This is a genomic window from Paenibacillus sp. FSL H3-0329 (genome assembly GCF_037963285.1).
GTDB classification, from domain to species: domain Bacteria; phylum Bacillota; class Bacilli; order Paenibacillales; family Paenibacillaceae; genus Paenibacillus_AQ; species Paenibacillus_AQ odorifer.
Genome location: NZ_CP150150.1, coordinates 3347403 through 3363359, shown reverse-complemented (window position 1 = coordinate 3363359; position 15957 = coordinate 3347403). Strand labels below are relative to the sequence as shown.

Here is a 15957-nt window from a genome sequence, read left to right as displayed (position 1 = left end):
ACGTTTGCAGTGTAAAAACGCAGATTCATTTCAGTAACTCTAAGATTTCTTCCGCAGAATCTTTAACAAGAATTTGCTCAACGATCTCTTTATCATCAATAAGCGAACCAAGTTTCTTATACATGCTATCTAGATCGCCACTATTTCCTTCTTTTATATTTAACAGACATATTAACTGCACCATCTGCTTATCATTCCAACGAATAGGCCGCTTTAACGTACATAACGTCCAAAAGGTTTCTTTCGTTACGGGAGTAGTTGGATGAGGAATGGCCACCAGATTACCAAAGCTTGTTGGAGCCAGTTCCTCCCTTTCTAATACTAAAGATTCATAATGGTCGGGAACAAGACCTTGCTTAATCAGCTCACTACTTAAAAAATGAATAACACTTTCCTTTGTTGTTAATTCTTTTTTCACGAATATCCGGTAAGGATCAAGATAAATATGAGCTTCTCCCGGCTGTTCTGAAGAAGATAAGAGATTCCTGATCTGATCCAGATCCGTATCGTCTAGAAAGGTTTTTACTACATGGACAGGTATTCCTATATTTTCCTTGATAGGGATTGTACTGATGACTAAATCTATCGAGGATAGATCGGTTTCTGCTAATTTATAATAGCTAATTGTATTTACAACATGAATCTTGTTTTCGAATAGATTGATTAAACGGTAATAGAGTAATTTTGCACTTCCGACACCTGAGGCACATACAAGAATAACTCTTTTGACCTTTTTATTTTTACTTTTCATTCTTTCTAAAGCAGCACCAATGTGTAAAGCAATAAAAGCCACCTCATGTTCCCCAACTTCTAAATCTAAAAAGTTGTTAATACACTTGCTGGCTATAAGAGCTCCTTCAAAAGCCGCCGGAAAATTTATTTTAATTTCTTTTAACAAAGGATTTCGAATATTCATTTTATACCTGATTCTGTTCATCGCAGGCCTGATATGAAGGGTCAGAGCTTGAATAAATTCAACGTCACCATTAAAATCCCAATTAGATTCGTTTTTTAATCTATTCAGTATACAGCTTACAATGGTTCCCACTTCATCCAGCTTACTGTACTCTGACAAACTTTCTTTTGGAAGCAACTTCGTACCCACCAAATGGATAATAACATAGTTGATCTCCGAATCAGGAAACTCTAGTCCGGTAAAGTCTTCTATTTCTTTAACAATTTCTTGGCTCACTATTTTTTCAAAAGGATAATCTTCTTTTAGATGTACTGAAGGATTATCAATTAGAAAGCCCTCTTCAATTCTCTTGCAAGCTATAATTAAATGGATGGCAAGGTTATCTAAAGAAATATCAGATATTTCGATTTTGTAGTTGTTTACTTTATCAACGATTATTTCCTTTACTTTTTTGTATGTATCTTTATCAAATAAACTAGAGCTCACGTGAGTTGGATCGAGTTCTTCTTCTCTTTTGTATAAATAATTGGACAAACATATTCGTTTCATAAATTCATCCCCCTCTATATACAAGCCGTAATGGGGGCGGTTTACTATACTCAGGTTGTAATTTTCTAGTATTTTACGCACTTCTTTTAAATCATTTTGTATTGTGGATTTAGAAACAAACATCTCATCTTCAATCGTCGCTAATTTGATATAGTTATTTTTCAACAAAAAACGGTTCAACAAATAAAAGACCCTATTGTCTTGTTCAGAAAAGTCAATCGTAGTATAACTGATCTTATCACTTGTTAAATCACCAAATTCCTGATGAAATAGATTTATATCAGTAATTTTTGCTGCGAAGCCTTTCCCACGAATCAATTCTATTTTCAGGCCTAATACGGAAGATATATTTTGTAGTTCCTTTAAATCATTACGGATCGTTCGATCGCTAACATTCAGTTCTTTAGAAATCCATGCAGCTGTGACAGGTTGATTAGAATTAATTAAATATAAAAGTATTTCTTTTTGCCGTTTTGAAAACAATTCTATCCCTCTTTCTTATCCAGAGTATGAATATGAGCTAATATTAACTGAAGCATACATTTACATACATTTGCTCATTTTTTTATATCGGTTACAATATCACTTCCTAAGAAAATTTGATAGTGTTCTTACAGCACCAAACGAAACAGGCGTCCTCATTTAAGAAGACACCTGTTTAAATTTCAGCTAGGTTATCGAGTCATGGGCAATAATTTTGCGGGTTAACTCAACTTCTGCTGCAGTATAATTGCTAGTTCTTCTGCTGAATCCCACACGATAGGACGAATATCCTTAAGCTGTACAAAAAGTTTATCCGCCTCAATACTGTTTACGGTCCATAATACGGGTATGTTTAAACCAAGTGCATATCCCGCCGAAAAATACACCTCTGGGGATTGCCCCGTTAAATCTGCGATAATCAGTTTGCTTTCTGCGATTTGATCCAACTCGTATTTTTCACCGTTCTGAGTTTTCGTATGTGTTAATAATCGCGGCAGGAAACCACACTGCTCTATTTTGGGCAATAACTTCTCCAGCCATGTTGTAGACAAATTCTCTTCATCCGACACGAGCACGAGGCAAGGTTTTAGTTTCTTCCCTCCAGCGCTTTCCGCAGCTTCATTCCAGCCGGTTTCAGTAAGCTTAAAGGTCATGCCTTCCCTGATCAAAAGCTGATCACTTATCAACTTGTCTATGATGTATACCAGCTCTTGCAGATTGGGAGAATACGTCAAGTTATAGCTGCTTGAGAGGGGTTGAATGACAACCGCTTCCCCCGGGCCCTCAGAATGTCTATATAAATATTGCAGTAGACGGTTTCCTTTATCTTCAATGCTCACAGGTATTTTGGGTGAGTTTACAATGGACTCTAAATCATCAGCAGATATAGTGATCTTTTCATCACAATCAGTCAGCTCACGTATGTAAGCCGATACTACATGCAGCATGTCGCGTTTCTTTTGATGCGGGAGCGAATTAATGGGTTCGTAGCTGTCTCTACGTAGACTATAAAACCCGCCTGGTGAACAAGAACAGCCTATATATCTATCGTTATCGCCTTCTGGTTCAATGGAAACAATCTCATCACAGAACAAACAGTGTTTCTTAATCATGACAACTCTTCACCTCTTATTAAGTGTTAGCCTCTACCTTACCAAGATTTTTTTGAAAAGTAGACAAGAAGATATTTCCTGTAGCAGGTTATCCTAAGGCGTAAACGTAATATTTTGAGGCTCCATAGAAGCATTTATACAATAAAAAACCGACATAGGAATCAGCTGTAAACTGAACCTTCTGTCGGTTGATATAAGCTTTGAGCCAGGCATTTAGGATTGAGATAAACCTTCTATAACTTTATCAATATTCCATTTGATCATCTTAATGTATGTGTCGCCCTCTTCGCCTTTCTTAGCTAAAGAATCGGTGAAAATCTTAGAATGTATCGGTACTCCCGTTTCATTTGCGATAGTTTCCATTGTTTTTGGATTTACGCTAGTTTCCAGAAATAATGCAGGCACTTGATTTTCATCAATGATCTTAATTATGTTTTTCATTTGTTCTGGCGTTCCTTGACTATCCGTATTGATCTCCCAGATAAAAGCCGATTCAAATCCGTAAGCTTTAGAAAAATATTTGAATGCTCCTTCACTGGTAACAAGGATACGTTTCTCTTGTGGAATTTTTTCGACTGCTTCTTTTGCATATTGATCCAATTCATTCAGTTTCTTAACATATTCTGATTGATTATTAAGATAAAATTCTTTGTTGTCGGGATCTTTTTCGATTACACGTTTAGTGATAATATCTACATATTTTATTGAATTCTGAATATCCAGCCAGGCATGAGGGTCAACCTGAGTTTCTTTTCCTTTTTCTGTTAGGTACATTGGAGATACTTCATCTGAGACTGCAAAAGCAACATCCTTTTTATTAGTCACATCTAGAAGATCTTGAAACCACCCCTTACCTGTTTCTAGGTTCAAACCGTTATAAAACACTAAATCTGCGCTAGAAACCTTACTTGTATCCTTGGGTAATGGATCGTACATATGCGGATCTGTTCCGATGGGTACCATACTGTAAACTTCAGCTTTCTCCCCTACAATGTTTTCGGTCATATCAGCGATAATGGAGTATGTTGCAACAATCTGCAGCTTATCATGGTCTGCATCTCCTTCACTAACCTTTGAGCATGCGGTAAGAAGTACGATAAACATTGTCAAAGAGAGTATTTTTATGGTCTTCATCCTTGTTTCAACCCTTTCCTGAAAAAATTATTTTTTGGTGAGATTATAAATGAAATTCCGAACATGCTTACGCCGACCAGAACAATCGTGGCACTTGTAGGTAAATTGAATTTAAAGCTTACAATTACACCTATAATCCCGGATACAGCGCCGATTGTAGAAGCTAGGATAATCATGTGGAACAGCTTATTCGTCCAGAGATAGGATGTAGCAGCCGGAATAACCAGCATTGCAATCACAAGCACAATTCCTACTTGAGATAACGAAGATACGGTTACCACAGATAGGAGCATCATCAATAAATAATGATAGAACCCTGTTTTTAACCCATAGGCTTTGGAAACAACCGGATCAAACGAACTCATTAAAAGCTCTTTATACAGCAATGAAATGATGGCAATAACAACAAGCATAATAATAAAGGATTGCATTAACTCCGACTGTGGGACGGCCAGAATATTACCAAATAGAATGTGAGTTAGATCAAGCCCGCTTTTGGCGAAAGTAATTAGGACAATGCCTAGCGCAAAAAATGAGCTAAGAATAATGCCAATAGAAGTGTCACTTTTAATATTGCTGCGACTTGTTATAAATTGAATGAGAACTGCTGCTAATAGTCCAAACAGTGAAGCTCCAAGAAGGATATTGATTCCTAAGATATAAGATAACGCCACCCCAGGTAACACCGCATGTGATAACGCATCTCCCATTAATGACATCTTTCTGAGCACAATAAAGCTTCCTAAAACCCCTGATACAATTCCAAGAATGATAGCAGATAATCCCGCGTTAAGTGCATATATTGGAATGTTTAATACCCCTGAGAAATAATCAATCATGATCTGTCGCCCCCATCCCTTTGATCACCAGATTACCTAAGGAGGCACCATAGGCGCTGAGGATATTCTCTGGCGTAAAGGTGTCTTTAACGTCACCAAAAGCAATTAATTTCTTATTGAGAATGATGACTTTGTCAAAATATTCTTCGACCTCATGCAAATCATGATGAACGATGAGTATGGTTTTTCCTTCTTCGCGAAGTTGTTTAAGCAGCTTTACAATGATTTTTTCACTGACTAGATCTATGCCAACAAAAGGTTCATCTAAAAAAAATACATTTGCTTGTTGTGCAAGTGCCCTGGCGATAAAAACTCTTTGGAGTTGTCCCCCGGACAGATTGCTAATTTGTTTATTTGCAAGATCACTTATATCCACCATCGCCATACATTCCTCGACTCTTTGCCGCTCTGTTTTTCCGGGACGCTGGAAAATTCGCAAATTTGGGTAAGTTCCAGTCAGCACTGTATCCCTCACCGTGATTGGAAAAGAAAGATCAATGTCATTTTTTTGCGGCACATATGCGATCTTCCGTTTGTACTCAGAAATATCTTTTCCCTCCACCATAACTGATCCTGTTCTCTTCTTTATCACCTCTAACAAAGACTTGATAAATGTAGATTTCCCGGCACCATTTGGTCCGATAATTCCGATTGCATACCCAAAGGGAATATCAATATTTACATTTTCTAGTGCAGAATTACCGAAATAATCTACGTTTAGGTTTCTGATTTCAATCATAAAAAAACTCCTTATCTCTGTTAAGTTCATATGTAGCACTGTTCTGTTCACCCGGTTAATTTATTTCCTAATAGAAACAATGATTCCTTTGGTTCAATTTGTTTCCCTCAGTAAACATTTATTCTTATATACAATATATTTACCCAAGGGCAATATGTCAACAACAATCCTTAAATCAACAAAAAAAAGAACCCAAGTGATTTGAGTTCTTTTTCATTATTACAATATAAAAATTATCATAGTTGCAGTAGTTTTAAACATCTAGGCTGCATCAAATAACCCCCTGTAATAAGCTCTGCCTGCAATTGAATCGTATATTCTCCTGCCGTGGGGAGATACAGTTCACCTACTTGAAAGCTTTGAAAATTATTAACCTCATCGGTAGAAATAACTTTAGCTTGCAAAATTTGATCCGCAGCCTTGATGAGGTAGACTCCGCCACCGCCATTCTCTCCTTCTTCGCTGCGATATGCGATACTAACTTGAAATCTTACCGGACCTAATGTCCGGACATGCCAAACTGTGGTATCCTCTCTATCCTTCCAGTCCAACAGATTATCATGGTCTTTTTTTCCTGTATCGTAACGAAGGGTTGGACCAAAGATCTCACTTTCAAATACCCCCAATTCTAGTAAGGTATCTTCTCCAAAGTCCAATAATTTGACTGAATTACCTTCTACAGGTTCTGCACAGACAATTGCGATGACCAGCGGCATGTTGTTAGAATTTTCGGCAAAGTTCGGTAAGCTGGGGAGTTCGACTTCCAGATCCTGCTCAGATAGCTTTGTGAAAAACAGCTCCTCCCCTCCATCTAAAGCAAATACCTTTTGAACAGCGGTCTTCAGACCGGGAACGATTAGCTTATTTCTCTTCTTAAGATCGAAAACATGCAGATATAATGTGTTTCCTTTCAAAGTGCATCTACCCCAAGACGGTTTGGCTGTGGGCGATTCTCCAGCACCGTAAATGCTATCCCCATTGGTATTTAACCAATCTCCTACTTCAAGCAAAATGGATTCGGATACTGGATCCCATTCCCCTGTCGCTGTTGGGCCGATATTGATAACCAGATTCCCATTTTTGCTTACAACATCGATGATCTGGCGGATGATAGTTACAGGGGATTTCCAATGGAGATCGGATCTCTTATACCCCCATGAGTCATTTAACGTAATAATATTCTCCCAGTACTTACCAAGGTTACGAGTCGTAAGTTGATTATCAGATGTATTTGAATAATCTCCAAGTGGTGCTTTCCATACTCTGCTATTGACCAAACAATCTGGCTGAATTGCATGAACCGCCGCCAAAAACGCTTCTCCTTGCTCACGGGTCAGTTTGCCCCCGCAATCAAACCACATTAAACCAACTTTTCCGTAGTCCGTCAGCAGCTCACGGACTTGAGGGATTGATTTGCTGTGCAAATATCGTTCAAAGCGGGTGTGCTTATCGGTATCATTTAACCAAGTTTGAACGTCATCATAAGCGCCGATATTCAGTGGATAATCCCAGGTATTCCCTTGAGAGTCTGGATCATGCCAATCCATCGCATGGGAGTAGTAAATTCCGAGTACCATTTCTTCCGCACGACATGCCTCCATTAGTTCCCGAAGGGGGTCACGGCCCAATGAGGTGTGCTTACTGATCGAATATTGGGATACACTCGAGTCATACATCGCGAAACCGTCGTGATGTTTAGCTGTAAAGATGATATATTTTAGGCCAGCACGCTTGGCAGTCCGCACCCACTTCATTGCATCAAAAGCTGATGGACTGAACGCTGCGGCCATTTCCTCATATTCAGCAACTGGGATCTTCGCGCGTAGCATAATATGCTCACTGTAAGAAGCTTGTATTTCTTTTCCCTTCCATTCACCCGCAGGCAGGGCATAAGGTCCCCAGTGAATAAACAAGCCGAGCCTGGCTTCCTGCCACCATTCCATACGCCGAGCCTGTTCATTGTCTATCGGAGTTTCGACGGACTGTATACTATACGGATCATCGAGAAGGTTTTCTGTTGTTTTTCCGTTTCTTACCATAACTGAAGAACGGTTCCGCGGAGTTTAGATACAGCCTCGACAAAGAAATAATCGCCATAGATCAGTGGCGTATCAATGTGCACACCCCCTGGGAGATTGGATGTTCCAGAAAGAATCAATCCTTCCTCTTCCGGAATGTCCCAAGTCCCATAATTCTCATAAAGTGAGCGAACGATTTGTTCTGCGGCTCGCAGGTAAAAAGAGGCTTCCGTCTGTGGTACGATCTTTGCCAGCTCGATCAAGCCACATGCCGCACATGCACCAGCAGAGGTATCACGCGGCTTTTCGCCTGCATCAGGTGCCCTGAAATCCCAGTGAGGTACATGATTCTCCGGAAGATTAGCCAAGAAGAAGTGCGCAGCTCTTTTAGCTCCCGATAGAAACTTGTTCTCTCCGGTATAGTGATAAGACAAAGTAAGACCGTAAATCATCCATGCGCTGCCCCGTGCCCAAGCGGATTCTTCCGCATAACCTTGGCCGGACATAGCGCCTATTTTTTCTCCTGATTCCGGGTTGAACTGCAGAATATGATAACTTGATCCATCCGGACGTAAAAAATGCTCCACTACCGTTTCCGCATGCGCAGCGGCGATATGCCGGAAACGCGGATCCTCTGTAACTTCCGATGCCCAGTATAATAAGGGCAGATTCATTACAGTATCAATGATGGACCATCCCGCCCGGTTTATCTTCTCCGTGTCATGCCAGGCTCTGATAAATGACCCTTTCAGGTTAAAGCGGCTGGCCAGTTGAGCGGCAGCCATCAACCCGCGCTGCTTGGAGCGTTCATTACCAGTCACGCGGTAATTGGCCAAAGCTGAGAGTGTCCATATAAAACCGGCATCATGATGTACGGAAAGAGCATAAAGAGGTTCGTCCAGTTTCTCTTCAATTTGCTCGGCGATTTCTTGCAGCGCCGGATAATTCCCCTCTGCGGCAATCTGCCACAAAATACCCGGCCAGAACCCTGCTGTCCACCACGATGGACGCATGTTATCGTATACTCCGCTCACGGAAGCATGCGGAAAACTAACGCCAATTCGCTTACTAGTCTTTTCCACTTTATTTACAATTTGTTGCCATGCGCTATCCGCCCATTCCAGAGTTGACTCCGAAATTACCAGTTCGCGAGTTTGTTGAGTTGGTATTACATCTCCCATTTTAGTACCTCCTGTTAACATTGATGATATTTATGAAATTCGACCTCTTAAAGCGTTGTCCTTAGTGGAATGACCATATTCCAAGTGTGCTTCGCATTTCGGAACCCTCCCGGTCCATCTGCTACCGCAGCGAATAAATGGGTAGGAACCCCTTCCTGAAATAATAGGAACGGCCGTTCAAAGCTGCCCATCCACTGCTCAGTGCCGTCCTCCCAGAGAACTCGTCGGGAATACGATTGAGTTGAATCAACCAGTTGCCAGTCGGTTCCATTCTTAGAAGATGCAAATATCCCACCGTGCTTTTCTCCACATATCCGGCCATCCATATCCTTGGCGATCATTTGGTACCCGTCCGCGGTCCGCCAGATAAATGGATCTTCAATATGAGACCGCTCTGGTGGAAACAGCGGTGCGTTGTTAATTACTCTATATGGCCCTTCGTCCTTAGATGAACCGGCAATGCCAAGCGTCATCTGTCCATAGGAATCGCCTTCGTATTTGCGGGCTTTATATACCAATAGCAAGGAGCCATCTTCGCGGATACAAGGAGCCGGATTGGATGTGAGGAAGCTATCGAACCTGCCCGGACGTGTAGGCAGAATAGGTGCGTCCATCCTTGTCCATGGTCCGAATACACTGTCGGCTACAGCTAGGCCAACACGTTTGTTGGCACGAGCGGCAATCACCCGATAGTCGTCAAGTTCCACTGTTTCATTAGGCTGCGGCTCAGCGAATGGATAAGTTGAGCCCATATAATACATCAGAAACTTATCGCCATAACGAAGGATATGCGGATTATGGGTGCTTCGTCCGTCCCAGTATTCCGCTCCCCTTGCGGGTAGTACGGTTTCTTCGTACGTATAGGGTCCTTCCGCGTTATCGGCAGATGCGCGGACAATTTCTGAGCGAAGTAACCATCCCGGATGCATCGGCAGCCACTTCGGCCAACGGGATGCGAATAAATGAAAACGCCCATCCTCGCCACGCACAGCTGAGCCGCACCACACCCACCAGTCCTCCATACGGAATCCTCCGTTCAAAGGAGCAGGCAACATTCGGTCCATTAATGAAAAAGTCATTTTCTCCCTCCATGGCTTATTGCTTAACATCCGTTAGTCTATAACGTTTAGCAGCACTGCCATGCAGCCATTCCGCAGCAATATCCAGCGCCTCATCTCGGCTGATCCAGCCTTCCGCTATTTGACTTTCCAAAAAGCGCGCAAGTATTTTTTTAACGATCAGCAGCTTGCCATATGTCCATTCGATACAGCGCGCATCCGAGACAATGAGCGAACACTTGAGCGGGGCGAGTGCCTCTAACCGATACTGCATGCTCTGCAAATAGGTACTGGGTCTGAAGTTATACCACCACATCCCGCCTACATGAACGTTAGGGAAATTCCATGCAGCCTGCACAACATCCAGGTTATTTAATTCCGAAGCCACCACCAGCTCAAACGGAATGGAATACCGTTCGAATAAACCGTACAGTTTAACAATCCGTAGCGAATCGTTAACTGGCGCAGCTGATGTATTACACCATCTGCGTTCGACGCCGAGAAACAACTGCAAGAACATTCCTCTTGCTTGCAGTTCCGAACAAATATGATGAAAGAGCAGCATCATGATTTCATCCGGTCCAGTTACGTTGCTAAGATTGTAAACATCATGAGCTTTGGCTTCAAAAGCTGGCAACGTAGTCATGATTCCTGGACAGCCCATAGTCTGATAAGACTGCAGCTGCTCGCTAATAAATTTTTTCGCTTGAGCATAAGCAGCCTCCCGGCTGGGATCATAGGAATCTGCAATATTCTTTGCCAGCTCAGGCAGCCAAGAGTCAATTCGAGGAATCAGTAGAGCATTTTCCCTCATGTGTGCAAAGTTGGCATGTTCCGGACGGTTTACAATAAACCGCTGCACATGCAGACGGTCAGCTACGTTCTGCGCCCAGCCGGGATCGTGACTTTGCTGTTTAATCGTTATATCCGCTTTGAACACCGACTCTGAATCTGTGATGGAGATACCGTACAGATCTTTCATGATTGCTGTAAAAGCACGATTCATCATCGTATTACGGGAAGCGTGGTAGGCGCTAACAAAAGAGTCAGCCCGTTTCTCTTTCGAAAGTTGGTCCGCATTCGCCGGATATCCTGCTGACTGAAGCTCTTGGTTCAACCAGAAATAATCGGCTATTTCCCAGAAGTCAGCCGCGTTTAGCTTATCGCCGACGAGATGGGTATGTGTATCGATTACAGGCAGACGCATGATTTCATCACACAATGAAGTTTGACTCATCGTTCTCCCTCCTAACTGGCAGGAAGCCCTTCGAATGAAGAGGCTTCCTGAGAATCTATCTATTTCCGGCTTTGCTGATTAAGGATTCCCTCATTATTTTTGTAGCGTTCTGTTGCTTCTTTTAAGATTTCTACGCCGCCTTTTTGCTTATATTCCTCGATGACTTTTGGGAAATCGCTAATCGGTTCTTTGCCATAAATCATTTTGACCATATGGTCTATGATCAATTTTGGTGCCTGATCGGGACGTTTGGAGGCAAGATCAGGGAACTTGCTAAAAGACTCCAGATCAGGTACAAATCCAATGCCCCCTAAGCCTTCTTTGCTCAGCGTTTCATCCAATGCTTTCAAGACATCTTTACCACCCGAAAGCAGCTCAGTTCGTTCGCGGTTGATCGTTCCGTCCCCTACCCAGCGCAGCTGTGTGCGGAATTTCTCTTCATCTTGGGCAGCCTTGTTCTCTGGCAGCTTATAATCAACTTTTCCGTCTTTTACCGTGTAATTCTCGCCTTCAATCCCAAAACTATAGAAATTACTTGCTTCCGGGGTCTGCATCCATTCAAACATTTGAATAATCCGGGCAGCCTTTTCTTTACTGACCTTATTGTTGATATACAGTGAGGTATTGACCGAACTATACAAGCCATATCCTTTTTGTCCATTGTCACCGGTTGGCGACGAGATAATATCCACTTTCGCTTCCGGATTGGATGCGGCGATTTGGGTCCGGAAATCCAGTAGATTTTGCGCGTTAGCTGTCCAGATTCCTGCATTGCCTGCAGCAATATTTTCGCCATACTGCGCCGTCTGAATTGTCGCAAAATCCTTCTGAATGAGGCCTTCGTCATACATCGTTTTGTATACGTTCAGTGCTTTTTCCATATTCTCGGAATTATAAAATTTGGGTACGATCTCTCCATTATCCTCTGTAAACTGATAGCCAAGCGCGTCATATGCACCGAATGCGATATCTGCATATTTGAAGTTCTCACGCATCTGATAAGGCGCGCTCACACCGAGTTTCTTAAAAGCGCGTAGCACATTCAAGAAATCTTCAATCGTTACAGGTACCGGGAGACCGGTTTTCTCCAATAAATCTGTTCGGATAAAGGTGGCACGTCGAGACGGATTGCTGAGCCAAGTCGGAATGCCATATATTTTTCCGTCGTAGCTGACTTCATCCCATGCTTCCTGCGGGACAACCTTCATCAAGTTAGGCGCATTCTCCTTCAGCAGATCATCTAGCGGCATAAAAACACCAGCCTGAACCGATCCAGCCATCGATTTATCTGTAGCCCCTCCGACATTTTGAACCACATCCGGAATATCACCGCCTGCGAACATAACAGCCATTTTGGAATCAAAGTCCTTCAAAGGAATTAACTTAATGTCTAAATCGACATTCGCCCGTTTTTCCAACTCCTTGACCCACTTATCGGTGTTAATGTCTTTAGAACTTTCCGTGTAAGCGTTTCCGCTTGTGTTTAACGAAATACTAAATTTAAGCGGTTTTGATTCGCCTGCTGCATCGGCGTTACCGTCCGATGTTTCATTGCCTCCGCATCCTGCGACGAGACTTGATACAAGCGCCGTGGATAGGATCAGACTAACCCATTTTTTCATCTGGATAATCCCCCTTATTAGTATAAAAAGGTATTTGGTTTACCTGTACCCATCATAAAGCTGTATCATCAGCACTCCCATGGGGTGGATTATTATGGGATGTGTTTTTTTGTGATCGGTTGCCGTTATAAAAAAAGGCCATCCCAAAAAGTCCGCGGCTCGGACCTCAGGACAGCCTTTTGATCCTCGTTCTCTTCGGCGAGTAGCACCTATGCGTGAAGCACTTGATGTTCCTTACTTCCGGAAATCGGCATTCTCATGATCATGCGTGTTCCCCATTCTGGACTGCTTTCTACGTCAACACCGCATTCTTCCCCGAAGACAAGTTGTATCCGGCGGTGAACATTTTGCACACCGATGCCGCCTGGGCTTCCTTTACCTTCCTCCACATCGGCGAGTCGATTTTCGCTCAGTTTGAGGCGAAGTTCTTCAAGCCGCTCCGGGGTCATCCCGCTGCCATTATCCGTAATGCTGACCCAGAAGATATCGCCATCCTCTCCAGCATCAATCGTAATCGTGTGATGATCTTCAACACCATAACGAAAAGCGTGCTGGAACACATTTTCGACAAGTGGCTGTAAGGTCAACCGGACCATTTTGCGCAGAAGCATTTCAGGCTTTATCCGCACATCGATTTCAAACGGTCTTCCGATCCGGTGATTGATAATGACCATATAATGGATGACATGCTTCAGCTCATTGGCCACGGTTATCTCTTCAAGATTGGTGCGCACCGAATAATGCAGCATGTAGGACAGGGCTCCGACGATTTCTGATATTTCATCTGAATCCTGAATTACTGCATAGCAGACCACCGTTTCGAGCGTATTGTATAAAAAATGGGGGTTGATCTGTAACTGTAAGGATTGGAATTCGGCCTTCTGCCGCTCGGCTTCCACTTCCTTGTTCTTCAGTTCTGATTGATACACGGTGTCCACAAGCTCTGACAGGCGCGTTACCATCAGATTGTAACGAACGATAAGCCCAGTGACCTCATCCTGGCTTTTCGGAAGGGAGATTAATTCCCAATTTCCTTTTTCGGTCTGGCTCATTCCTTTCATCAGTGTACGGATTGGTGTAGTAACAGACTTACCAAATCGGCTTGCCAGAAACAGCGCTATCATAAATGTCAAAATCGCGACAGCAATAATATAATTCCGGATGGTAATTAGCGGCTTTTGCAGCTGAGTGTCTGGAATGGATACAACCAGATGCCAACCGGAATATTCCGCATTACGGCTGATATAAGATTTTTCCACTCCCTCTGCCGAGCTGCGGAACATCGCATCTCCTGCTAACTCAATTTGCTTGCCAAGACTATCGGGAATCAACGTCCCTACTTTGTTTTGATCGTTATGATATTGAATCCTGCCTTCGCCATCTACAATAAAAAAATAGCTTTCGGGACCAAGATCGATCCCTTTCCATAACGTGGAGAGCTCCTCCGCTTTGACTTCGATGCCTACAAATCCTTTCATCTCTGGTGACTGAAGGCCACGAATGCTGCGGATTAAGGTCAACATCGGCGTTTGATCCCCACGGATACTGTAATTGATTACATTCAACTGTCCACTGACATCTGTATGTTCTTTGAAATACCTAATCTGTCTAGCGGTGTCTTCCTGTGTAAAAGATGGCGCTGAACCGCCATTATAATAATAAAGCGCATTTCCGGAATACCCGATAATATATAAGGCTTCAATCTCGGGATTGCGAATCCATACTGGTTCGACAATTGCATCGCGAATATCGGTCGTGTAGCGGTAATTTTCATATTCCTCACGGTCTGATGATAGGTCAATATATCTTTTAACTCTCAAATCCGTTAGTAGCGCCACGGTCGACCGTTGATAGGATGAAATATAGAGATTGGTATGATGAACTGCATTATTTACGATTTGTATCATCTGGTTTTCAGTACTTGCCTGCAATTGCTTGGCAGAAATGCTGTAGAAGGAAATCCCCAGCGCTGACAGGGAAAGTAAGATGACAATGGTAAAATAAAATAGCAGCTTCCGGCTGAGGGTTGCTCTCATTATTCAATGCCAAACGAAGCACGGTATTCCGAAGGTGACACACCCACGAGATTTTTAAACGTCTTCGTAAAATGGGGATAATCCTCGTAACCTACATGAATCGAGATATCACTGATTGTCATGGTAGGTACGGCAAGAAGTCTGCGCGCTTCCTCCATTCTTCTTCGGATCCGGTAGTGTACGAAGGTTTCCCCCGTCATTTTTTTGAATAATGCGCTGAAGTAGGTGCGGGCAAGTCCCACCCGTTTGGCTACTTCTTCTAACGACACATCCTCAGCCAAATGTTTATCAATGAAAGCTTTTGCTTCTTCAACCGGGTCCTTATAGTTGCCTTTGCGAGTAAGTTGCAGCTCCGCAAGTATACCGTTTATTATCGCGACAAATGCTAACATCGTTTCTTTTTTCGTATTGGCGGCTTTCACATCTCCACAGCACCGGGACTGAGGCTTCCAGCCTCGGCGTTCCAAGCGATCTACGATCATTTGTAGACAATCATTCAGGACTGCATCCATGCTAAAGACGTTCAACCCTTCAAATAAACCGGATGTTTCTCTGTCATCAAGCAGACGGTTTGTCTCATCACGTTGCAGCAGCCAGATATGTTGTTCCAGCTGTTCGGCCCAATCCACGTATTTATGAACAGGAATAATGTTGCCTGTCATTCCGGATATAAGTTCTCTCAGCATATCATGCACATCCTGCTGGAGAACCGGCTTTAACAAATATCGCTTAACGCCGTATGCCATTGCTCGTTGAGCATATTGAAAGTCATTGTACCCGGAAATGACTGCCACCTGGACATGACTGTAATCACGGTGAATTCGTTCACATAAATCAAGGCCATCCATCCGCTTCATGCGCAAATCTGTCAGTACTAAATGCGGTTCTAGCTTTTGGATAGTTTCTAAGGCTGCTTCGCCGTCGTCGGCTGTATAAATCGCGGTGAATGAGACCGGATAACGCTGGACCATCTTCACCAATCCTTTTTGAATGACAGGCTCATCTTCTACAATCAATACTCGCACTTGTATCA

At 42.8% G+C, this 15957-nt stretch carries 12 protein-coding genes; all 12 read right to left on the bottom strand.

Annotated features, from left to right (window positions below):
* Positions 1–25: 25 nt before the first annotated feature.
* Complete coding sequence (locus NSQ66_RS14830) at positions 26–1948, bottom strand: BglG family transcription antiterminator (RefSeq protein WP_249267767.1); 1923 nt, start codon at positions 1946–1948, stop codon at positions 26–28.
* A gap of 221 nt (positions 1949–2169) precedes the next feature.
* Positions 2170–3060 carry a hypothetical protein gene (locus NSQ66_RS14825; protein ID WP_036677862.1) on the bottom strand — a complete coding sequence of 297 codons (891 nt, stop codon included), beginning with the start codon at positions 3058–3060 and terminating at the stop codon, positions 2170–2172.
* A 213-nt stretch (positions 3061–3273) separates the two neighbouring features.
* Complete coding sequence (locus NSQ66_RS14820) at positions 3274–4194, bottom strand: metal ABC transporter substrate-binding protein (protein ID WP_076099247.1); 921 nt, start codon at positions 4192–4194, stop codon at positions 3274–3276.
* A complete protein-coding gene (locus NSQ66_RS14815; RefSeq protein WP_076099248.1) occupies positions 4191–5033 on the bottom strand; it encodes a metal ABC transporter permease in 843 nt (280 codons plus the stop codon). The genes NSQ66_RS14820 and NSQ66_RS14815 overlap by 4 nt, the downstream gene beginning before the upstream one ends.
* A complete protein-coding gene (locus NSQ66_RS14810; RefSeq protein WP_283160366.1) occupies positions 5026–5769 on the bottom strand; it encodes a metal ABC transporter ATP-binding protein in 744 nt (247 codons plus the stop codon). Before NSQ66_RS14810 ends, NSQ66_RS14815 begins: the two co-directional genes overlap by 8 nt.
* Positions 5770–6008: 239 nt before the next feature.
* Positions 6009–7811 (bottom strand): alpha-L-fucosidase, encoded by a 1803-nt coding sequence (locus tag NSQ66_RS14805; protein WP_076142110.1) that lies wholly within the window; start codon positions 7809–7811, stop codon positions 6009–6011.
* On the bottom strand, positions 7805–8971 hold the full coding sequence (locus tag NSQ66_RS14800) for a glycoside hydrolase family 88 protein (protein WP_076142109.1): 1167 nt from the start codon (positions 8969–8971) through the stop codon (positions 7805–7807). Before NSQ66_RS14800 ends, NSQ66_RS14805 begins: the two co-directional genes overlap by 7 nt.
* A 47-nt stretch (positions 8972–9018) precedes the next feature.
* Positions 9019–10050, bottom strand: a complete 1032-nt coding sequence (locus NSQ66_RS14795) for a glycoside hydrolase family protein (RefSeq protein WP_170914288.1) — start codon at positions 10048–10050, stop codon at positions 9019–9021.
* A gap of 16 nt (positions 10051–10066) precedes the next feature.
* Positions 10067–11266: a glucuronate isomerase gene (locus NSQ66_RS14790; protein WP_076099251.1), complete on the bottom strand. Its 1200-nt coding sequence runs from the start codon at positions 11264–11266 to the stop codon at positions 10067–10069.
* Positions 11267–11325: 59 nt separating this feature from the next.
* Positions 11326–12888 (bottom strand): extracellular solute-binding protein, encoded by a 1563-nt coding sequence (locus tag NSQ66_RS14785; protein ID WP_038570999.1) that lies wholly within the window; start codon positions 12886–12888, stop codon positions 11326–11328.
* Positions 12889–13097: 209 nt separating this feature from the next.
* Entirely contained in the window at positions 13098–14924 is a 1827-nt protein-coding gene (locus NSQ66_RS14780) for a sensor histidine kinase (protein ID WP_076142108.1), read from the bottom strand.
* Entirely contained in the window at positions 14924–15949 is a 1026-nt protein-coding gene (locus tag NSQ66_RS14775) for a response regulator (RefSeq protein WP_076099254.1), read from the bottom strand. Before NSQ66_RS14775 ends, NSQ66_RS14780 begins: the two co-directional genes overlap by 1 nt.
* Positions 15950–15957 lie beyond the last annotated feature (8 nt).